General features: G+C 60.4%; 19 protein-coding genes. 9 read left to right on the plus strand and 10 right to left on the minus strand.

All coding sequences use genetic code 11. The features are described 5' to 3' along the window. Positions 1-15: 15 nt before the first annotated feature. The gene (gene metH / locus HF257_RS26810) at positions 16-3,726 is read left to right on the plus strand and encodes a methionine synthase (protein ID WP_185709002.1); all 3,711 of its coding nucleotides are present in this window, start codon (positions 16-18) and stop codon (positions 3,724-3,726) included. Positions 3,727-3,924: 198 nt separating this feature from the next. Next, on the plus strand, positions 3,925-4,143 hold the full coding sequence (locus HF257_RS26815) for a DUF2970 domain-containing protein (protein WP_185709001.1): 219 nt from the start codon (positions 3,925-3,927) through the stop codon (positions 4,141-4,143). Here the strand turns inward: HF257_RS26815 and HF257_RS26820 are convergent. Continuing rightward, positions 4,140-5,201, minus strand: a complete 1,062-nt coding sequence (locus HF257_RS26820; protein WP_185709000.1) for an ABC transporter substrate-binding protein — start codon at positions 5,199-5,201, stop codon at positions 4,140-4,142. The genes HF257_RS26815 and HF257_RS26820 overlap by 4 nt on opposite strands. A 421-nt stretch (positions 5,202-5,622) precedes the next feature. Here HF257_RS26820 and HF257_RS26825 point away from each other — a divergent pair, with 421 nt between their 5' ends. Next, positions 5,623-7,281, plus strand: coding sequence for a nitrite/sulfite reductase (locus tag HF257_RS26825; protein ID WP_185708999.1), 1,659 nt, complete (start codon positions 5,623-5,625; stop codon positions 7,279-7,281). Next, positions 7,265-7,759: a DUF934 domain-containing protein gene (locus tag HF257_RS26830; protein ID WP_003235539.1), complete on the plus strand. Its 495-nt coding sequence runs from the start codon at positions 7,265-7,267 to the stop codon at positions 7,757-7,759. The genes HF257_RS26825 and HF257_RS26830 overlap by 17 nt, the downstream gene beginning before the upstream one ends. Before the next feature lie 39 nt (positions 7,760-7,798). Here HF257_RS26830 and HF257_RS26835 read toward each other — a convergent pair whose 3' ends face one another. After that, positions 7,799-8,203, minus strand: a complete 405-nt coding sequence (locus HF257_RS26835; protein ID WP_185708998.1) for a MerR family transcriptional regulator — start codon at positions 8,201-8,203, stop codon at positions 7,799-7,801. Between the two features lie 71 nt (positions 8,204-8,274). Here HF257_RS26835 and HF257_RS26840 point away from each other — a divergent pair, with 71 nt between their 5' ends. Next, positions 8,275-9,507, plus strand: coding sequence for an NADH:flavin oxidoreductase/NADH oxidase family protein (locus tag HF257_RS26840; protein WP_185708997.1), 1,233 nt, complete (start codon positions 8,275-8,277; stop codon positions 9,505-9,507). Between the two features lie 77 nt (positions 9,508-9,584). Beyond that, a complete protein-coding gene (gene poxB, locus HF257_RS26845; RefSeq protein WP_185708996.1) occupies positions 9,585-11,309 on the plus strand; it encodes a ubiquinone-dependent pyruvate dehydrogenase in 1,725 nt (574 codons plus the stop codon). A 114-nt stretch (positions 11,310-11,423) separates the two neighbouring features. Here the strand turns inward: poxB and HF257_RS26850 are convergent, their stop codons facing one another. After that, positions 11,424-11,981, minus strand: coding sequence for an NADPH-dependent FMN reductase (locus HF257_RS26850; RefSeq protein WP_185708995.1), 558 nt, complete (start codon positions 11,979-11,981; stop codon positions 11,424-11,426). Positions 11,982-12,209: 228 nt separating this feature from the next. Between HF257_RS26850 and HF257_RS26855 the strand changes: the two genes are divergently transcribed. Then, positions 12,210-12,446, plus strand: a complete 237-nt coding sequence (locus HF257_RS26855; RefSeq protein WP_185708994.1) for a hypothetical protein — start codon at positions 12,210-12,212, stop codon at positions 12,444-12,446. Positions 12,447-12,508: 62 nt separating this feature from the next. On the opposite strand, the gene HF257_RS26860 is transcribed toward HF257_RS26855, so the two are convergent. Then, the gene (locus tag HF257_RS26860) at positions 12,509-12,853 is read right to left on the minus strand and encodes a hypothetical protein (RefSeq protein ID WP_185708993.1); all 345 of its coding nucleotides are present in this window, start codon (positions 12,851-12,853) and stop codon (positions 12,509-12,511) included. Between the two features lie 104 nt (positions 12,854-12,957). Further along, positions 12,958-13,407: a type II secretion system major pseudopilin GspG gene (gene gspG / locus HF257_RS26865; protein WP_185708992.1), complete on the minus strand. Its 450-nt coding sequence runs from the start codon at positions 13,405-13,407 to the stop codon at positions 12,958-12,960. A 158-nt stretch (positions 13,408-13,565) separates the two neighbouring features. On the opposite strand from gspG, the gene HF257_RS26870 reads away from it, so the two are divergent. Continuing rightward, positions 13,566-14,459, plus strand: a complete 894-nt coding sequence (locus HF257_RS26870) for a LysR substrate-binding domain-containing protein (RefSeq protein ID WP_185708991.1) — start codon at positions 13,566-13,568, stop codon at positions 14,457-14,459. Here the strand turns inward: HF257_RS26870 and HF257_RS26875 are convergent. The 3 genes from HF257_RS26875 to dnaQ all read right to left on the minus strand — a co-directional run bounded on the left by HF257_RS26875 (position 14,456) and on the right by dnaQ (position 18,177). Then, complete coding sequence (locus HF257_RS26875; protein ID WP_233081504.1) at positions 14,456-15,037, minus strand: GNAT family N-acetyltransferase; 582 nt, start codon at positions 15,035-15,037, stop codon at positions 14,456-14,458. The two genes, HF257_RS26870 and HF257_RS26875, sit on opposite strands and share 4 nt — an antisense overlap. A gap of 8 nt (positions 15,038-15,045) precedes the next feature. Beyond that, positions 15,046-17,301 carry an Orn/Lys/Arg family decarboxylase gene (locus HF257_RS26880; protein WP_185708990.1) on the minus strand — a complete coding sequence of 752 codons (2,256 nt, stop codon included), beginning with the start codon at positions 17,299-17,301 and terminating at the stop codon, positions 15,046-15,048. 135 nt (positions 17,302-17,436) lie between these two features. Then, a complete protein-coding gene (dnaQ, locus tag HF257_RS26885; protein WP_185709119.1) occupies positions 17,437-18,177 on the minus strand; it encodes a DNA polymerase III subunit epsilon in 741 nt (246 codons plus the stop codon). 200 nt (positions 18,178-18,377) lie between these two features. On the opposite strand from dnaQ, the gene HF257_RS26890 reads away from it, so the two are divergent. After that, a complete protein-coding gene (locus HF257_RS26890) occupies positions 18,378-18,686 on the plus strand; it encodes a DUF2388 domain-containing protein (protein ID WP_185708989.1) in 309 nt (102 codons plus the stop codon). Positions 18,687-18,689: 3 nt separating this feature from the next. On the opposite strand, the gene rnhA is transcribed toward HF257_RS26890, so the two are convergent. Both rnhA and HF257_RS26900 read right to left on the minus strand, forming a co-directional pair. Further along, positions 18,690-19,142, minus strand: coding sequence for a ribonuclease HI (rnhA, locus tag HF257_RS26895; RefSeq protein ID WP_185708988.1), 453 nt, complete (start codon positions 19,140-19,142; stop codon positions 18,690-18,692). 30 nt (positions 19,143-19,172) lie between these two features. Then, positions 19,173-19,931 carry a methyltransferase domain-containing protein gene (locus HF257_RS26900; RefSeq protein WP_185708987.1) on the minus strand — a complete coding sequence of 253 codons (759 nt, stop codon included), beginning with the start codon at positions 19,929-19,931 and terminating at the stop codon, positions 19,173-19,175. Positions 19,932-19,974 lie beyond the last annotated feature (43 nt).

Raw genomic sequence — 19,974 nt, forward strand, 5'->3', positions numbered from 1 at the left:
GACCAGAGTAGTCCCATGTCCGATCGTAGCGTTCGTCTGCAAGCCCTTCATCAAGCCCTCAAGGACCGTATCCTGATCCTCGACGGCGGTATGGGCACGATGATCCAGAGCTACAAACTGGAAGAAGTCGACTACCGTGGCAAACGCTTCGCCGACTGGCCAAGTGACGTCAAGGGTAACAACGACCTGCTGGTGATCACTCGTCCCGACGTGATCGGCGGCATCGAGAAAGCTTACCTGGATGCCGGTGCCGACATCCTCGAAACCAACACCTTCAACGCCACCCGCATTTCCATGGCCGACTACGGCATGGAAGAACTGGCCTACGAATTAAACGTAGAAGGCGCACGCCTGGCGCGCAAGATTGCCGACGCCAAGACCCTGGAAAACCCCGACAAGCCGCGCTTTGTCGCTGGCGTGCTCGGCCCAACCAGCCGCACGTGCTCGCTGTCGCCCGATGTGAACAACCCTGGCTACCGCAACGTGACCTTCGATGAGCTGGTGGAAAACTACACCGAAGCCACCAAAGGCCTGATCGAGGGCGGCGCCGACCTGATCCTGATCGAGACCATCTTCGACACCCTCAACGCCAAGGCCGCAATATTCGCCGTGCAAGGCGTGTTCGAAGAACTGAACATCGAACTGCCGATCATGATCTCCGGCACCATCACCGACGCCTCCGGCCGTACCCTGTCGGGCCAGACCACCGAAGCGTTCTGGAACTCGGTTGCCCACGCCAAGCCGATTTCCGTAGGCCTGAACTGCGCCCTGGGCGCCAGCGAGCTGCGCCCGTACCTGGAAGAGTTGTCGAACAAGGCCAACACCCACGTCTCCGCACACCCGAACGCCGGACTGCCCAACGAATTCGGCGAGTACGACGAACTGCCCTCGGAAACCGCCAAGGTCATCGAAGAATTCGCGCAGAGCGGCTTCCTCAACATCGTCGGCGGCTGCTGCGGCACCACGCCGGGCCACATCGAAGCCATCGCCAAGGCCGTGGCCGGTTATGCGCCGCGCGTGATCCCGGATATCCCGAAGGCCTGCCGCCTGTCGGGCCTGGAGCCGTTCACCATCGATCGCAGCTCGTTGTTCGTCAACGTCGGCGAACGTACCAACATCACCGGCTCTGCCAAGTTCGCCCGCCTGATCCGTGAAGACAACTACACCGAAGCCCTGGAAGTCGCCCTGCAGCAGGTGGAAGCCGGCGCCCAGGTGATCGACATCAACATGGACGAAGGGATGCTGGATTCGAAGAAGGCCATGGTGACCTTCCTCAACCTGATTGCCGGCGAGCCGGACATCTCCCGTGTGCCGATCATGATCGACTCCTCCAAGTGGGACGTGATCGAGGCCGGCCTCAAGTGCATCCAGGGCAAGGGCATCGTCAACTCCATCAGCATGAAGGAAGGTGTGGAGCAGTTCATTCACCACGCCAAGCTGTGCAAGCGCTATGGCGCTGCCGTGGTGGTAATGGCCTTCGATGAAGCTGGCCAGGCCGACACCGAAGCGCGCAAGAAGGAGATCTGCAAACGCTCCTACGACATCCTGGTGAACGAAGTCGGCTTCCCCCCGGAAGACATCATCTTCGACCCGAACATCTTCGCGGTCGCCACCGGTATCGAAGAGCACAACAACTACGCCGTCGACTTCATCAATGCCTGTGCCTACATCCGTGACGAGCTGCCGTACGCGCTGAGCTCCGGCGGCGTGTCCAACGTGTCGTTCTCGTTCCGGGGCAACAACCCGGTGCGTGAAGCGATCCACTCGGTGTTCCTGCTGTACGCGATCCGCAATGGCTTGACCATGGGCATCGTCAACGCTGGCCAGCTGGAGATCTACGACCAGATCCCGGCCGAGCTGCGTGACGCCGTGGAAGACGTGGTTCTTAACCGCACCCCGGAAGGCACCGACGCCCTCCTCGCCATCGCCGACAAGTACAAGGGCGACGGCAGCGTAAAAGAAGCCGAGACCGAAGAATGGCGCGGCTGGGAAGTGAACAAGCGCCTGGAACACGCGCTGGTCAAGGGCATCACTACCCACATCGTCGAAGACACCGAGGAGTCCCGCCAGTCGTTCGCGCGCCCGATCGAAGTGATCGAAGGCCCGCTGATGTCTGGCATGAACATCGTCGGCGACCTGTTTGGCGCGGGCAAAATGTTCCTGCCGCAAGTGGTGAAGTCTGCCCGAGTGATGAAGCAGGCCGTGGCCCACTTGATCCCGTTCATCGAGCTGGAAAAAGGCGACAAGCCGGAAGCCAAGGGCAAGATCCTGATGGCCACCGTAAAAGGCGACGTGCATGACATCGGCAAGAACATTGTCGGCGTGGTGCTGGGTTGCAACGGCTATGACATCGTCGATTTGGGCGTGATGGTGCCGGCTGAGAAGATCCTGCAGGTGGCCAAGGAGCAGAAGTGCGACATCATCGGGCTGTCCGGCCTGATTACGCCTTCCCTGGATGAAATGGTGCACGTAGCCCGTGAAATGCAGCGCCAGGACTTCCACCTGCCGCTGATGATCGGTGGCGCCACCACTTCCAAGGCCCACACGGCGGTGAAGATCGAGCCCAAGTACAGCAACGATGCCGTGGTGTATGTCACCGACGCCTCCCGCGCGGTCGGCGTTGCCACCCAACTGCTGTCCAAGGAACTCAAAGCTGGCTTTGTGGAACGTACCCGCGAGGAATACGTGGAAGTGCGTGAGCGCACCGCCAACCGCAGCGCCCGTACCGAACGCCTGAGCTACCCGGCGGCCATCGCCAAGAAACCGCAGTTCGACTGGAGCACCTACACCCCGGTCACGCCAACCTTTACCGGTGCCAAGGTGCTGGACAATATCGACCTCAAGGTGCTGGCCGAGTACATCGACTGGACGCCGTTCTTTATTTCCTGGGACCTGGCGGGCAAATTCCCACGCATCCTCGAGGACGAAGTGGTCGGTGAAGCCGCCACCGCGCTGTACGCCGACGCCCAGGAAATGCTCGCCAAGCTGATCGATGAAAAACTCATCAGTGCACGTGCAGTGTTCGGTTTCTGGCCGACCAACCAAGTGCAGGATGATGACCTGGAAGTCTACGGCGACGATGGCCAGCCAATTGCCAAGCTGCATCACTTGCGCCAGCAGATCATCAAGACCGACGGCAAGCCGAACTTTTCCCTGGCCGACTTCGTGGCGCCCAAGGACAGCGGCGTGACCGACTACATCGGTGGTTTTATCACCACCGCCGGCATCGGCGCCGAAGAAGTGGCCAAGGCTTACCAGGACGCGGGCGACGACTACAACTCGATCATGGTCAAGGCCCTGGCCGACCGCCTGGCCGAAGCCTGCGCCGAGTGGCTGCACCAGCAAGTGCGTAAAGACTACTGGGGTTACGCCAAGGACGAGCAACTGGACAACGAGGCGCTGATCAAGGAGCAGTACAGCGGCATCCGCCCTGCCCCCGGCTACCCCGCGTGCCCGGACCACACCGAGAAAGGCGCGTTGTTCCAATTGCTCGATCCCGAAGCCCGCGAAATGCAAGCCGGCCGCAGCGGCGTGTTCCTCACCGAGCACTACGCGATGTTCCCGGCCGCGGCCGTCAGCGGCTGGTACTTCGCCCACCCACAGGCGCAGTACTTTGCCGTGGGCAAGGTCGACAAGGACCAGGTGGCGAGCTACACCGCGCGCAAAGGCCAGGACTTGAGCGTGACCGAGCGTTGGCTGGCGCCGAACCTGGGGTACGACAACTAACCCGCCGACACCGCCGCTTCTGTAGTGAGCGGGCTTGCCCCGCGCTGGGTGGCGAAGCCGCCCTAAACCCAAACATCGCGGTGTTTCAGGAATACCGAGGTGTCTGGATTTGGGGTGGCTTCGCCACCCAACGCGGGGCAAGCCAGCTCACTACACGTCGGCTATGCTGTCTCTCACACACCTTGTGTCGAGGGATGTATGGACGATCCAGTCAACAACAAGCCCCCTACCTTCTGGCAGATGCTCCACAGCGTCATGGCCGCCGCCTTTGGCGTGCAGAGTGGCAAGAACCGCGCCCGCGACTTTACCCACGGCAAGCCCAGCCACTTTGTGATCCTGGGTATTGTGTTCACGGCGGTATTTGCACTCACGCTATTCGGCATTGTGCAGTTGGTGCTGCACGTTGCCGGCGTCTAGCGCAGCAACAGCTGCAGGCTGAACGGATAGCGATAGGATGCCGGCTTGCCCACTGCGGACAACGCGCGAAAGTCCACGGGAGTCATTGGCTGCAGTAAACGTCGTGCCTGGGCGGCATCGATCAGCTGGAACAAGGCCTCTTTGCGGTCCCGTCCCCCTAACGCGCCGATGTCCAGGCCCTTGGCATCATCGTTGATCAACACCATCGCCCACCCGCCCAGGGTGAAATGCCCTGCGACCAACGTTGTCAGCCGCCCATCCAGGCGCGCTTGCAACACTTCTGGAGGGCTGTTGACCGCACTGAACAACGCGTCTTTGCCCGGCACCCGCCCCGCCTCTTGCAACGCCTGCATGGCACCCAGCGCCATCTCGTCGTTGGCTGACCAGACTAACGCGGTTTGCGGGTAGCGATTGAACAGCTGCGCGGCTTGCTCGAGCGCCCGTTGGCGGCTCCACTCCCCGTATACCAACTGGCGCAGGCGCACTTCGGGATGCTCGGCCAATGCACGGTGCAAGCCTTGCTCCCGCAACTGCGCGGCGGGGGTGTTCTTGACGCCGGAGAACGCCAGCAGGTCAATGGACTGGCCAGGCGCGAGCTGGCCGTGCTGGCGCAGCAGGTCGGTTAGCATCAGGTAGCCGGCGTCTTCGTCGTTGGCCACTAGGCTGCCAACCCAAGTGGCGTCCTTGCCGAGCAATTGCACTTGGTCGGTGGTCAACGCGTTGTTGACGATCATTAACTTGACCCCACTGCCCTGGGCCATCCGCAGGATCTGCGGCGCGACGTATTGCTCGTTCACCAGCACCAGGTAATCGGGCCGACTACTGCCTTGTAGCGCTTCGCGGGCCTGGGCCAACGTTGTATGTGCATCGCGCTCGGAGTAGCGCACGCGCAAATCCAGGCCGAGGTCCTTGGCGGCGGCCTGCATGAATTGCGCGTAACTGACCCAGAAGGTTTCCGTCGACATGCCAGGGTTGAGAAACACCACCGACGTCGCGTGAGCCATCGCTCCGTACGCCGCCCCCAGCAACCACATACACGTAATCAGAACCTTCAACATGGTGTTCAAGCCTTGAGTATTGACCGCCATGATAGTGGCATTGCGACAGTCAATCGAGGCTCAATCAGCCAGTTTTATTGGTGGCTAACCCAGAACACCGCAGTTCCCACCACCAGGATTATCAGGAACAGAATGGCCCAGGCGTCCACGGTACTGTCGGGTTTACGGGCTTTGGTTGAATTGCTCATCGCATCGCCTCTTATCGGTTTTATAGGTGACTGCATCAAGACTCGATCACAGTAAAGTTCATGATTGTCCGCGTGACAAATGTGGGTATCGCGAGAATCAGTCTCATTAGTCAATTTGGTTATTTGCATATACTCAAACATCACTTTTGCGCATAAACGCAAACTGGTATCGTGCGCCGGCTCCGTTGGGAGTGCGCGGCCGTGCGCGCAGATTTGCCGAGAACAGGACCTATATGTACGTATACGACGAATACGATCAGCGCATCATCGAGGACCGCGTCAAGCAGTTCCGTGATCAGACCCGACGCTACCTAGCAGGTGAACTGAGCGAAGAAGAGTTCCGCCCTCTGCGCCTGCAAAATGGCCTTTATGTTCAGCGCTTTGCGCCGATGCTGCGGGTTGCCGTTCCCTATGGCCAACTGACTGCTCGCCAGACGCGCATGATGGCCAAGATTGCCCGAGACTTCGACAAGGGTTATGCCCACATCAGTACCCGCCAGAACGTGCAGTTCAACTGGCCGGCGCTGGAAGATGTGCCGGATATCCTGGCTGAACTGGCCACCGTGCAGATGCACGCCATTCAGACCAGCGGTAACTGCCTGCGCAACGTGACCACCGATCAATTCGCTGGCGTTGCCGCCGACGAGTTGATCGACCCACGCCCGTGGTGCGAAATCGTCCGTCAGTGGACCACCTTCCACCCGGAGTTCGCCTACCTGCCACGTAAGTTCAAGATCGCCATCAATGGCTCGACCTCGGACCGTGCGGCCATCGAAGTACACGATATCGGCCTGGAGCCGGTGTACAACGAAGCGGGCGAGTTGGGTTTCCGTGTCTTGGTGGGTGGCGGCCTTGGCCGTACCCCGGTGGTCGGCGCCTTCATCAACGAGTTCCTGCCGTGGCAGGACCTGTTGAGCTACCTCGACGCCATCCTGCGGGTCTACAACCGCTATGGCCGTCGTGACAACAAGTACAAGGCCCGGATCAAGATCCTGGTCAAGGCACTGACCCCTGAGGTGTTCGCCCAGAAGGTCGACGCCGAGATGGAACACCTGCGCGGCGGCCAGACCACCCTGACCGAAGCCGAAGTACACCGCGTCGCCAAGCACTTCGTCGACCCTGAGTACAAGGCCCTGAGCAATCAGGACGCGGAGCTCGCAGCCCTCGACCTGGAACACCCAGGTTTTGCCCGCTGGCGTGGCCGCAACACCCTGGCCCACAAGAAGCCAGGCTACGTTGCCGTGACCCTGTCGCTGAAACCGACCGGTGTTGCCCCAGGCGATATCACCGACAAGCAGCTGGATGCTGTCGCCGACCTGGCCGATCGCTACAGCTTCGGCCAACTGCGCACTTCCCACGAGCAGAACATCATTCTGGCGGACGTTGAGCAGAGCCAACTGTTCACCCTGTGGGGCGAACTGCGCGAAGGCGGTTTCGCCACGCCGAATATCGGCCTGCTGACCGACATCATCTGCTGCCCGGGTGGCGACTTCTGCTCCCTGGCCAACGCCAAGTCGATCCCGATTGCCGAATCGATCCAGCGCCGTTTCGACGACCTGGACTACCTGTTCGACATTGGCGAGCTGGACCTGAACATCTCCGGTTGCATGAACGCCTGTGGTCACCACCACGTCGGCCACATCGGCATCCTGGGCGTGGACAAGAAAGGCGAAGAATTCTACCAAGTGTCCCTGGGTGGCAGCGCCAGCCGCGATGCGAGCCTGGGCAAGATCCTCGGCCCGTCCTTCGCCCAGGAAGCCATGCCCGAGGTGATCGGCAAACTGATTGATGTGTACATCGAACAGCGCACCGAAGATGAGCGTTTCATCGACACCTACCAGCGCATCGGCATTGACCTGTTCAAGGAGCGCGTCTATGCAGCGAATCATTAAGAACAACGAAGTCCTCGACGAAACCTGGCACCTGCTGCCCAAGGACGCGAGCTTCGACGGCATTTCCAACTGCGATGACCTGATCGTACCGTTGGCGTTGTGGCGCGAACATGGCCACGCCCTCAAGGCCCGCGACGGCGGCCTGGGTGTGTGGTTGGACGCCGATGAAGAAGCCGAAGAAATCGGCGCCGACGTGGAGCATTTCCAAGTCATCGCGCTGAACTTCCCGGCCTTCACCGACGGTCGCAACTACTCCAACGCCCGCCTGCTGCGTGACCGTTATGGTTACAAGGGCGAGCTGCGCGCAATTGGCGATGTGCTGCGCGACCAACTGTTCTACCTGCGCCGCTGCGGGTTCGATGCCTTCGCCCTGCGCGCCGACAAAGACCCGTACGAAGCGTTGGAAAGCCTCAAGGACTTCTCGGTGACGTACCAGGCCGCAACGGATGAACCGTTGCCGCTGTTCCGTCGTCGCTAAGCACTCGCTTACGAAAAACCCTGGCATGCCAGGGTTTTTTTATGGGTTGAGTTTGATCGACGCCAACACTTGCTTCTGCCCCATGCTGCACGGCACACCTTCGGGCTGCGCCCGCACCGCTTCGATCACACCCAGCAGCTGGGCCCTGCTGTGGGCCAGCTGCGCTTGCATCTGTTCGATCTGCTCGACCTTGCGCTCCAACGCCTCAATCAACTCCTCGCGCTTGTGCTCCCCCGGTGCCGGCATCAACGCCTTGAGTTCCTGCAGGGTAAAACCGGCCTGCTGCGCACTCTGGATCAGTTGCAAGGTCTGCAACGCTTCCGTCGAGTAACGACGATAACCGTTGGCCTGTCGCCCCACTTGGCTGATCAAGCCTTCGGCTTCATAAAACCGGATACGCGAGGCCGCCAACCCGCTTTGTTTCGCCAGCTCACCAATATTCATCGCAACGCCTGCTTGACATTAAAGTTAACTTTAAGCTTAGCCTGAGGCCTCCCCCGCTCAGGAGTCAACCCATGTCACCCTTTGAAGCCTTGCAACTGCCCAATGGCCAGGTCCTTTCCAATCGCATCGCCAAGGCGGCGATGGAAGAGAACATGGCGGACGCGCAGCAAGCACCGTCCCGCGCATTGAAGCAGTTGTACAAAGCCTGGGCCGACGGTGAGCCCGGCCTGTTGATCACCGGCAACGTGATGATTGATCGTCGCGCCATGACCAGCCCTGGCGGCGTAGCGCTTGAAGACGAACAGCAATTGCAGCGTTTTCGCGAATGGGCCGATGTAACGCGGGGTAAGCCCGTGCACTTTTGGGTACAGCTCAGTCACCCGGGTCGCCAGACGCCCGCCAATTTGCGCCAGCAAGCCGTGGCACCTTCCGCGGTCGCCCTCGACCTGGGCGGCTTCTCGAAGATGTTTGCCAAACCCAAAGCCATGACCGAAGACGATATCCAGGACGTGATCCAGCGTTTCGCCACCAGCGCACGCCTGGCTGAAAAGGCCGGTTTCACCGGCGTGCAGATCCACGGTGCGCATGGTTACTTGCTCAGTCAGTTCCTCTCGCCGTTGAGTAACCAACGCACCGACCGCTGGGGTGGTTCCCTGGAAAACCGTGCGCGCTTGCTGCTGGAAGTGATCCAGGCCGTGCGCGCCAGCGTCAGCCCGTCGTTCTGCGTAGCGGTCAAGCTCAACTCGGCGGACTTCCAGCGTGGCGGTTTTGAAGAGGCCGATGCCCGCGCCGTGGTCGAGATGCTCAACCCATTGCCCATCGACTTGCTGGAATTGTCCGGCGGTAGTTACGAAGCGCCGGCCATGCAAGGCGACGCGCGGGACGGCCGTACATTGGCCCGCGAGGCCTACTTCCTGGAGTTTGCCAGCCAACTGGCGACTGTCGCCAAGATGCCGGTGATGGTCACCGGCGGTATCCGCCGCCTGCCTGTCGTGCAACAGGTGCTGGACAGCGGCGTCGCCATGGCCGGTATCGCCACGGCGCTGACGCTGGAGCCGCAATTGATCCAGCATTGGCGCGAGGGGCGCGACCCCAACCCGCAACTCAAGCCCATCGACTGGAAGCGCAAACCCCTGGCCTCCCTCGCCGTGCTCGCCGTGGTGCGCTACCAGATGCGGCGACTCAGCCTTGGCCATTTGCCCAAGGCCAAGGTTGCGCCGTGCGTGGCACTGGTGCGCGATCAATGGTTTATCGCTCGACGCACCCGCCAGTACCGCGCAGCCATGACGCAATCTTCACATTAAAGGCGGAGCATTCGCCGTGATCGAACTGTCCCCTATTGATCAGCAGTTTTTAACCTCACTGACGATTGGAGTTCTTCATGGCGAAAATCAACCTGGCCCAGCAGCTGGCGACCACCCTTGAACAGGCGGGCATCAAGCGCATCTGGGGCCTGACCGGCGACAGCCTTAACGGCCTCACCGACGCACTGCGCACCATGGACAGCATCGAGTGGATGCACGTGCGCCACGAGGAAGTCGCCGCGTTCGCCGCCGGTGCCGAAGCCGCCGCCACCGGCGAACTGACGGTGTGTGCCGGCAGTTGCGGGCCGGGCAACCTGCACTTGATCAATGGCCTGTTCGACTGCCATCGCAACCATGTGCCGGTGCTGGCAATCGCCGCCCAGATTCCGTCCACCGAGATCGGCCTGAACTACTTCCAGGAAACTCACCCCCAAGAGCTGTTCAAGGAGTGCAGCCACTTCGTCGAACTGGTGACCAACCCAGAACAGATGCCCCACGTGCTGCACCGCGCCATGCGTTCGGCAATCCTCAATCGCGGCGTAGCGGTGGTGGTGATTCCAGGGGACGTATCGTTGCTGGAGGTGGAAGACAAACTCAAGCCTTGGCCCACCCTGCACGCGCCACGCACATTGCCGGCGGAGCAGGACCTGCAGCGCCTCACCGAGCTTCTCGACAGCAGCCAGAAAGTCACGCTGCTGTGCGGCAGTGGCTGTGCCGGCGCCCACGACCAAGTGGTGGCCTTGGCCGATGCACTCGGCGCCCCTGTGGTGCACGCATTGCGCGGCAAGGAACACGTGGAATGGGACAACCCGTTCGACGTGGGCATGACCGGCCTGATCGGTTTTAGCTCCGGCTACCACGCCATGCTCAACTGCGACACGCTGATCATGCTCGGCACGGATTTCCCTTACCGTCAGTTCTATCCCACCGACGCGAAGATCATCCAGGTCGACCGCAACCCGCAGGCCCTCGGACGCCGTGCCACCCTTGACCTGGGGATAGCCGCCGATGTGGGCGAAACCATCGACGCCTTGCTCCTGCGCCTGACCCGCAAGACTGACCGCAGCTTCCTCGACACATCACTCAAGCACTACGAAAAAGCCCGCCAAGGCCTGGATGACCTGGCGCAACCGTCCAAGGCCAATCGGCCGATCCACCCCCAATACGTGGCGCGGCTGCTCAGTGAATTGGCGGACGATGATGCAATCTTCACCGCCGACGTAGGCTCGCCAACCGTGTGGGCCGCACGCTATTTGAAAATGAATGGCAAACGTCGACTGATCGGCTCGTTCAACCACGGTTCAATGGCCAATGCCATGCCCCAGGCAATTGGCGCCCAGGCGGCGTTTCCCGGTCGGCAAGTGATCTCGATGTCCGGTGACGGTGGTTTTGCCATGTTGATGGGGGACTTCATTTCATTGGCGCAGTTGAAGTTGCCGGTGAAAGTCGTCGTATTCGATAACTCATCCCTGGGCTTTGTCGCCATGGAGATGAAAGCCGCAGGCTATCTGGACACCGGCACCGAACTGAAAAACCCGGACTTTGCGGCCATGTCCAATGCCATGGGTATCCTGGGGATTCGCGTGGAGCAATCCGAAGACCTGGAGCCCGCCCTGCGCCGCGCCTTGGAGCATGATGGCCCGGTGCTGGTGGACGTGGTGACCGCGACTCAGGAACTGGTGATGCCGCCGACGATCAAGCTGGAGCAGGCCAAGGGGTTCAGCCTGTACATGCTCAAGGCGGTGATGAGTGGGCGTGGCGATGAGGTCATAGAACTAGCACGAACCAACTGGCTACGCTAAACCAATGTGGGAGCGGGCTTGCTCGCGAATGCGGAGTGTCAGTCGATGTATTTATCAACTGACAGATTGCATTCGCGAGCAAGCCCGCTCCCACACTTTTATCTCATTGCCAAGTCAGGCTTTTTGCTTCGCTACCCACTGGCCATAGGCATCGATAAACGCCTGCAGGAACGGCCTGGTCTTTTCCGACACCTTGCCATTCTCGTCAAACACACTCCCCGCCCCACCCAGGTAAGCTTCCGGCTGCTGCATGCAGGGCACATCCAGGAACACCAACGACTGACGCAGATGATGGTTGGCACCAAAACCACCGATGGCACCCGGCGACACACTGATGATTGCCCCCGGCTTGCCACTCCAGGCGCTTTTGCCATAGGGGCGCGAACCCACGTCAATGGCATTCTTCAGCGGTGCAGGCACCGAACGGTTGTATTCGGGAGTAACGAACAGCACCGCGTCGGATGAACTCACCTGTTGACGGAAAGTACTGTAGGCTGCCGGCGGTGCACCTGCGTCGATGTCCTCGTTGTAGAGCGGCAAATCGCCAATTTCGACAATGTTCAACGTGAGGTTGGCAGGGGCCAGTTCGGCCAATGCCAGGGCAACCTTGCGGTTGATCGACTCTTTTCTCAAGCTGCCAACCAGGACGGCAATCGTGTAGACCTTGCTCATGGAGGTTTTCCCGACGTCTGACTAAAGGAGATAGTAGTTATAGAGTCTTCGCGGCGTGTTCACCAGAAGGTTTTGATTACCCTGTCGGCGTTTGCTTTACACCCATCCGCGTAGGACATCTCTTCAAGCATCAGCGAATAGTATTTTTTCCACGTAGGTAAACTACCCCGCTCCATGACGGTCTACAGAACCGCAAATCGAGTGATTATCTCCAGAGGTTCTAAACAGATGGCAGCAGTATTAGTCGGACAGTTTCATGCCAGAGACGCAGAAGGACGCGTGTATTCGGTGCATGAGTTCCAGGAATCCAACCCGGCGCAAGGCGACCTGGCTGGCTCGGCACCTACCACCACCTACAAGCTGGCCATTGGCGATCGTGTAGAGAAACTGGAAGGCGATGAGTTCAAGTTGATTCAGTCGGGCACCATCCTCGTGCGCGAATCGCAAACTATCCTCGCGTCGTAAGATCTCGCCTTACCGACCTGCTCAGTCCTGGCCATTGATGGCATTGACTGGGCTGGGCGTGATCAAGGACGACGTATCTCGGTCACCTCGATCGCCGGCTCCCCCTCCACTGTCTTCAACGTCACCATCAAGCGTCCTCGCTCCCCCTCAACGGCGTACATCGAACGCGTGTAGCCCGCCGAGCTGTAGCTGGGGTGTGCAACGACCTGCCTGACCAACGCCACTTCCAGCACCGCGCCCACTTGCGCGCCGACCTGTTCTTGCGAGCGGATGAAGGCTTCAAGCGCAAGGGCTTCGGGCGTTACGTCGTCATGATTATTGAAGAGATAAGCAGCCACACACACCACGGTCACCAGGACCACAAGTTGCTTGGCCGTTACCCCGAAACGTAGCGAGGGTAGAGGCATATGAGACCAGACCTGTTTTTGTTGTATGTGCCGGGGGACCGGCTTTGGTCATTGATGATCAGAACGAGCCATTCTAATCAGGTCGATGGGTAATGCCAGATTATTCAGTGGTCGCCGTAGGTAATATCCTTGTTAACTCCGACGCCACCCAAGGTACGGTCTTTGCCGAACGAAAACAGGTCAAAGGGCGTCTGGGCCTGGGTTGGCGGGTAGTGGTACTGATAGGCAACCCCCCATGGGTCGGTCAACAAGTCGTCGCTGGTGTAGGGGCCCTTCCATCGCGTCTCGCCGGTGGGCTGCGTGATCAAGGCGTCCAACCCCTCATCGTCGCGGGGATAGCGGCCAGTATCCTGGTGAAACTGCTCGACCGCGTTGCCCAGTTCCGCCACCTGGGCCTTGGCTGTGGCAATTTCCGCCAGGGCCACATCGCCGAACAGGCGCGGCCCCACTGCCACGGCCAGCAGCCCGACAATGACCAATGCCACCAGTACCGCCCAACGGGTAAAGCCACGTTGGGCATGCACATTGCCAGTTATTGCGGTTTTACCGGGCATCAATGGGCTTCCTTAATGGGCGTCGGGTGACACGCTATTGATATCACCCGTGCGTTGCAACTGTGCTGCAGGGTTAACCGTAGACGACCTCGATGATCACGTGCGCTGTTTTTCTCCCACCCATTGAATCCCCGGCGCGCGCCCCCTAGACTCCGGCGATGCGTTTACGTCATATCGAAGTGATTCAGGCCATCTTGCAGACCGGACACCTCGGCACGGCCGCCGAATGGTTGCAATTGTCCGTGGGCGATGTAGAGGTTGCGCTCAAGGACGCCGAGCAACAGCTTGGCTTCATGTTGTTTGCCAGTGTGCGCGGGCGTTTGCAGGCCACCCGAGAAACCCTGGAGCTGCAAGCCGAAATGGCCCATGTGTACGAAGCACTGGAGCCGGTGCAACGCTTGGCCAGCCGCTTGAAACACCATCACGCCCCCACCCTGCGCGTGCTCTGCACTCCCCCCCTGGCCAATCAATTGCTGCCGCAGAGTATCGCGGTGCTGCGTCGGCGCTTTCAGGACACGCCGTGCAATCTGTCGAGCCAGCCGACTCGGGAGATCGTCAGGAGCCTGCTGCTGCACGAAGCCGAGGTAGGCCTGAGCCTGCATGATCCAGAGCACCCGCAAATCCACAGCAGCGTGCTGGCCCAAGGCAAGTTGCAGCTGCTCGCCCCCCACGGCTGGCTCAAGCCCAAGCAGAAGTACATTGCGCTGCAAGACCTGGCCGGCCAGTCGATGATCGGCCTGGAAGGCCAGGACCCGCTGAGTCGCCTGCTGGACGCCAAGCTGCAAGCCCTGCGCCCGCTGCCGGTGGTGCAGACACGCGTACAAACCTACCAGATGATGCGCAGCATGGTGGAAGCCGGCGAAGGCTTGGCGATTGTCGACCCATTCACCGCGTTCGGTGCTCGGGAGGCCGGGCTGGATGCGTGCCCGGTATCGCCACCGATCATGGTCAGCCTGTATGCGCTGACCCTCAATGAGGGCACAGTCACCCCGGCGCTGAATGCGCTGCTGGAGATTGTCACGCAAAAAGCCGAAGGCCTGCTGGCGGGTTAAGGCTGATCGACCTCGGTCTTGAACAGTCGATACCAGAAAACCGCCACTTCACGGGTTTGTGGATCAATACCGCGATAGCGCAAGTGGTCGACGCCGCCCATCACATAACCGCAACGCTCATACAGACGGCAGGCCCCCAGGTTGTTGTTCTGGGTTTCCAGCATCATGCCCGGCAGGTTTTTCTTGCGGCTCCAGAACTGCGCCACATCCAGCAAGGCCTTGGCAACGCCGTGGCGGCGCGCTGGCAAGGCCACTGCCAGCTCATCGACATGGGCAAAACCGTTCCAGTTGGTGCTGACCACGATATGCCCCACCGGCTGATCGTCCAGGTAGGCCATGAAAATCGCACTGTCTGGCGCATCGCGAAAACTGGCGAACTCTTCAGGGTCAATCCCATAGCACTTGCGGTACGGCAGGATGCGCTCCACAGGCCATTGATCGACCCGCTTGCCCATCTGCGGCTCGCCGTAGGCGCTGACCTCAAAGCTGAAGTCATTGCCCCACACGTAGGCATCAAAGCCCTCGTCGGCGACCCGTACACTGAGCCCCGGATACTTCGGGTTCATTACAGCTTGCATAACCATCCTTAACCCTTGATGCAATCGACGGTGTAACAACGACCACTGCCGTCATCTTCGTGTTGCAACCCATGCACGTCAGCGACGAACCCAGGAAAACTGCTATCGAACGTCCGGGCAAAAGCCAGGTAGTCAATGATCGAACGTGTCGACTCGGTAAAGCGCTCACCCGGCATGATCAACGGGATACCGGGCGGATAAGGTACCAGCATCACGGCTGCGACACGCCCTGACAAGGCATCGATGGACACCGCTTCAACCTCGCCTCGCACCAACTGGTCGTAGGCATCGGCCGGTTTCATCGCGATCTCCGGCAATACGGTGTACATGCGCTTGAGGTGCTTGGCCGTGGCATTGCTGCGGTAACAGCTGTGCAGTTGGTTGCACAGGTCGCGCAAACCCAGGCCTTGATAACGCAGCGGCCCCTGCGCAAACACCGACGGTAAGCAACTGGCCAAGCTGACATTGGCGTCGTAGCTGCGCTTGAACTCCAGCAGTTCGGTGAGCAAGGTACTCCATTTCCCCTTGGTGATGCCCATGGAAAACAGCACCAGGAAGGAATACAGCCCGGTCTTTTCCACCACCAGCCCACGCTCCCAGAGGAATTTACTGACCACTGCGGCGGGAATTCCGCACTCGCTCAAGGCGCCGCCAGCGTTGAGGCCGGGCATCACCAGGGTCACTTTGATCGGGTCCAGCAGCACATAGTCTTCGGCCACATCGCCGAAGCCATGCCAGTCATCTTGCGGGTGCAACAGCCAATCGGCAGTGGCCACACGATCGATGCCAGCCACTGACGGCGGCTGCCAGATGGAGAACCACCAGTCTTCAGCGGCGATGTGCTGGCGCAGGTTGGCGAGGGCGCGGCGAAAGCTCAGGGCTTCATCGAACATTTCCTGCAACAACGAGCGACCTGCCGGGCCTTCCATCATGGCCGAGGCCACATCCAAAGAGGCAATGATGCTGTACTGCGGCGAGGTGGAGATATGCATCATGAACGCTTCGTTGAAGCGGTCCCGGTCGAGCTGGCGCGCGCCGCCGTCCTGCACATGAATCATTGAAGCCTGGCTGAATGCCGCCAGCAATTTGTGCGTGGAGTGCGTCGTAAACACCAGCGGGCTGTCGGAGGTACGTGAAGTCCCCATGCCGTAGCGCCCGGCAAAGAACTCGTGAAACGCCGCGTAGGCGTACCAGGCTTCGTCGAAATGCAACACCTCGACACTGCTGCCCAATTGCTGCTTGATCAGTTCTGCGTTGTAGCACAGGCCGTCGTAGGTGGAGTTGGTGACCACCGCCATCTTCACTGTCGGCGGGCGGCCTCGGGTCAGGGGGCTGGCGTCGATTTTGGCGCGGATCGACTCGGGGCTGAATTCGCTCAAGGGAATCGGGCCGATGATCCCCAGTTCGTTACGCTCGGGGCACAGGTACAGGGGGATGGCGCCGGTCATGATGATCGAATGCAATACCGACTTGTGGCAATTGCGGTCGACCAATACCAGGTCGTCACGGGCGACCATCGAGTGCCACACGATCTTGTTGGCGGTGGAGGTGCCGTTGATGACAAAGAACGTGTGGTCGGCGCCGAAGTTGCGCGCGGCACGAGCTTCGGCTTCGGCAAGCGGCCCGGTGTGATCGAGCAGCGAGCCCAGCTCGGGCACCGAGACAGACAAGTCCGAGCGCAGGGTATTTTCCCCAAAGAACTGGTGAAACGCCTGCCCCACCGGGCTTTTGCGATAGGCCACGCCGCCGCCATGGCCGGGTGTATGCCAGGAATAATTGGAGTCGGCGGTGTGCTGCACCAGGGCCTTGAAGAACGGCGGCAGCAGGCCATCCAGGTAGGTGCGGGCTGCGCGCGCCACTTGCCGCGCCAGAAAGGGAACCGTGTCTTCAAATAAATAGAGAATGCCGCGCAACTGGTTGAGCTCGCTCATGGCATCGGCCGGAGCGTTCTCTAGGGTGACTTGCTCGCCCAGGGCAAAGATCGGCAGGTTGGGCGCCCTAAGTCGTGCCAGGCGGATCAGTTCGACCATGTTTTGCAGCAGATGGGTATTTTCGCCGGCGCCTTCGGCGGCAATCAGCATGCACGCCAGGCCGTGATGGGTTGAGGCCACCAGCCGGCCTTCAGCGTAGTCCACGGCAGAAAAGATACTGAAGCCCTCTTGTTCCAACTCCCGGGCAATGCCTCGCACCCGATCACCGGCGACAGTGTCGGCCTTGATGTCGCGGTGCACGATCAGAACGGGGAACTTCAGGTCTTTGTACATGAGTGCGTTCAGTCCTGAGGGCTATGCACTCAAGGGTAGAAGCTGGGCGGCGATGATGCGAATGAAGATTTGACTGGTGACGAAGATCAAACGGTGGGGGCAAGCCCCACCAGCATTTGACTGCACTCGGCTGGATTACTGCTCGGTCAACTGAGACCACAACGCCGGCGCACCCGCCGACTTGGCAATCGCCTCCAACCGCGCCGCGTGCTCAAGCATATCCTGCTCGCTGGCGCGGATAATGACGCTCGGCTTGCGATCCGCCGGCAGGCGGCGGATTTCCGAAGGTCGGTTGCCCGAGCCTTCCGCCGAGCCGCTGCCGTCGGAAGCGTTACCGGCCAGGGACAGGCTGGTCTGGCCACCGGTCATGGTCAGGTAGACGTCGGCGAGAATCTCGGAGTCGAGCAAGGCGCCGTGCAGTTCACGGCCGGAGTTGTCGACGCCATAACGTTTGCACAGGGCATCGAGGCTGTTGCGCTGGCCCGGGTGACGCTCACGGGCCATCATCAATGTGTCGAGGATCGAACAGTGCTGGGAAATATCCGCACGGTCCGCCTGCCCCATCAGGGCAAATTCATTGTTGATGAAGCCGACGTCGAACGCCGCGTTATGGATGATCAACTGGGCGCCGTTGATGAATTCGAAGAACTCGTCGGCCACCTCGGCAAAACGTGGCTTGCCCTTGAGAAATTCGTCGGTAATGCCGTGGACGCCAATCGCGCCTTCGTCACTGTCCCGATCGGGTTGCAGGTACACGTGGAAGTGGCGACCCGTTAGGCGTCGACCCATGAGCTCGACACAGCCGATTTCGATGATCCGGTGGCCATCGGTCACCGGCATGCCGGTGGTTTCGGTATCGAGTACAACAGATCGGATGGCCATCAGGGTTCAGCTCTCAGCGGTGTGGTGTATTTCAAGGGGCGGGATATTAGCACGTCATGCCCCAGGCCGCCCAAGGCGGGTCCCGAGCATTGAGGGTTCGACAGTTTCTTACAATCTTTAGCAAAGCTGCAGCAGTTTGGCAGAGGCGCCCTTGTTAGCCTGCGCGCCCCACCTATTGCGGACCTCGCAGAAACATGAACATGCCAAAAACGCTGTGTGCGCTGCTACTGATCAGTAGCACCTGCACGGCACACGCCACCAGCTTCGTGATGACCACCGACTTCCTGGTCAGCCTCTCCATGAGTGCCACCAAGGGCACCAGCTCGTCATTCAAGGATGACAAGATCGTGCAGGCCGCACGCGATGACGCCGAAGCCTTTGTCGCCAGCGATGGTCAGATCCATGGCGTGCGCCTGGAATCGGCGCTGGTGCATATCCGTGAATGCCTGCCAGGGCAAACCTTTACCGACATGCAACTGGCACAGGCCATCGCGGCACTTTAATCGTCAGCTCTGTTTATAACCGCGTACATCGTCCACGCCACGGTTGGCCAACTGATCGGCCCGTTCGTTGCCTGGGTGGCCGATGTGCCCGCGCACCCATTTCCAGGTGATGTTATGGCGATTGCACTGTTCGTCGAGCAGTTGCCACAGGTCGGCATTCTTGACCGGTTCTTTTGCAGCGGTTTTCCAACCGCGTTTCTTCCAGTTGACCATCCACTCGTTGATGCCCTTCATCACGTATTGCGAGTCGGTCACCAGCACAACGTCGCAGCGACGCTTGAGTTCTTCGAGGCCGCGAATGGCGCCCATCAGCTCCATGCGGTTGTTGGTTGTGTTGGGCTCGCCGCCCCACAGTTCCTTCTCGACGCCTTTGCACACCAATAATGCGCCCCAGCCGCCAGGGCCCGGGTTGCCCTTGCAGGCGCCATCGGTGAAGAGTTCTACGGTATCGGTCATCGGTTGCTCGGTCAGAAATCAAAAAAGGTTTTACGGTTCGCTTTGCTTGCGGTTGACCTTGGCCATTGGCATCGGCACCAGCTTGCCCATGGGCTGGCGTAGCACTTGGCGCACGGGACGCAAGCCGACCACTATCTTGCGCGCGACCAATAAATAGAAGCCGCCACCGGACAATTGCCAGGTCCCCGCACGGCGTTCCCAGCCGGCCAGGCGGGCCTGCCACTTGGTCGAGGCAAGCGGCGGACGATAGCACCCGAAGCGGCGTTTCTCCAGCGCGAAGCCAAGCAGGTTCAGCCAGTCGCCGACCCGCGACGGCGAGATACAGCGCGCCTGGCGCAGCGCGTCGTGGGCAAATACATGGCGCAGCCCCCAACTGCTCCAAGGGTTGATGCCAATAATGAGCAAATGGCCACCCGGGCGCACACTGCTCGCGGCTTCACGCAGCAAGCCGTGGGGCGACAAGCAGAAATCCAGGCCGTGTTGCAACACCACCACATCGGCAGCGTGCTCACTCAACGGCCAGGCTTGTTCTTCACAGACAATTTCCACCCCCGGCAACGGCGCCCCCAGGCGCACGTTACGTTGCACCTGCGGTGCGCACGGCGGCGTCTGGGCCGACGGGCCGTAATGCACCAGATAACCCCCGAAGAACCGCCCCAGCTCGTCTTCGAGCATGCGCCGTTCCTCGTCCAGCAGAAATTGCCCGACCGGCCCGGACAGCCACTCACGGGCTGCGCTGATCAGGGCCAGCCATTCAGGATCGGCCTGGGCGAACGCTTTATCAGTCATTGCATTCTCCAACTCGCCTAGACGTTCTAAGATGCACCAATGT

This window comes from Pseudomonas cremoris (genome assembly GCF_014230465.1).

Excerpts from the sequence above, each read along its gene's own strand:
- metH (WP_185709002.1), top strand. The coding sequence starts at position 16 with ATGTCCGATCGTAGCGTTCGTCTGCAAGCCCTTCATCAAGCCCTCAAG.
- HF257_RS26815 (WP_185709001.1), top strand. The coding sequence starts at position 3,925 with ATGGACGATCCAGTCAACAACAAGCCCCCTACCTTCTGGCAGATGCTC.
- HF257_RS26820 (WP_185709000.1), bottom strand. The coding sequence starts at position 5,201 with ATGTTGAAGGTTCTGATTACGTGTATGTGGTTGCTGGGGGCGGCGTAC.
- HF257_RS26825 (WP_185708999.1), top strand. The coding sequence starts at position 5,623 with ATGTACGTATACGACGAATACGATCAGCGCATCATCGAGGACCGCGTC.
- HF257_RS26830 (WP_003235539.1), top strand. The coding sequence starts at position 7,265 with ATGCAGCGAATCATTAAGAACAACGAAGTCCTCGACGAAACCTGGCAC.
- HF257_RS26835 (WP_185708998.1), bottom strand. The coding sequence starts at position 8,203 with ATGAATATTGGTGAGCTGGCGAAACAAAGCGGGTTGGCGGCCTCGCGT.
- HF257_RS26840 (WP_185708997.1), top strand. The coding sequence starts at position 8,275 with ATGTCACCCTTTGAAGCCTTGCAACTGCCCAATGGCCAGGTCCTTTCC.
- poxB (WP_185708996.1), top strand. The coding sequence starts at position 9,585 with ATGGCGAAAATCAACCTGGCCCAGCAGCTGGCGACCACCCTTGAACAG.
- HF257_RS26850 (WP_185708995.1), bottom strand. The coding sequence starts at position 11,981 with ATGAGCAAGGTCTACACGATTGCCGTCCTGGTTGGCAGCTTGAGAAAA.
- HF257_RS26855 (WP_185708994.1), top strand. The coding sequence starts at position 12,210 with ATGGCAGCAGTATTAGTCGGACAGTTTCATGCCAGAGACGCAGAAGGA.
- HF257_RS26860 (WP_185708993.1), bottom strand. The coding sequence starts at position 12,853 with ATGCCTCTACCCTCGCTACGTTTCGGGGTAACGGCCAAGCAACTTGTG.
- gspG (WP_185708992.1), bottom strand. The coding sequence starts at position 13,407 with ATGCCCGGTAAAACCGCAATAACTGGCAATGTGCATGCCCAACGTGGC.
- HF257_RS26870 (WP_185708991.1), top strand. The coding sequence starts at position 13,566 with ATGCGTTTACGTCATATCGAAGTGATTCAGGCCATCTTGCAGACCGGA.
- HF257_RS26875 (WP_233081504.1), bottom strand. The coding sequence starts at position 15,037 with ATGCAAGCTGTAATGAACCCGAAGTATCCGGGGCTCAGTGTACGGGTC.
- HF257_RS26880 (WP_185708990.1), bottom strand. The coding sequence starts at position 17,301 with ATGTACAAAGACCTGAAGTTCCCCGTTCTGATCGTGCACCGCGACATC.
- HF257_RS26890 (WP_185708989.1), top strand. The coding sequence starts at position 18,378 with ATGAACATGCCAAAAACGCTGTGTGCGCTGCTACTGATCAGTAGCACC.
- rnhA (WP_185708988.1), bottom strand. The coding sequence starts at position 19,142 with ATGACCGATACCGTAGAACTCTTCACCGATGGCGCCTGCAAGGGCAAC.
- HF257_RS26900 (WP_185708987.1), bottom strand. The coding sequence starts at position 19,931 with ATGACTGATAAAGCGTTCGCCCAGGCCGATCCTGAATGGCTGGCCCTG.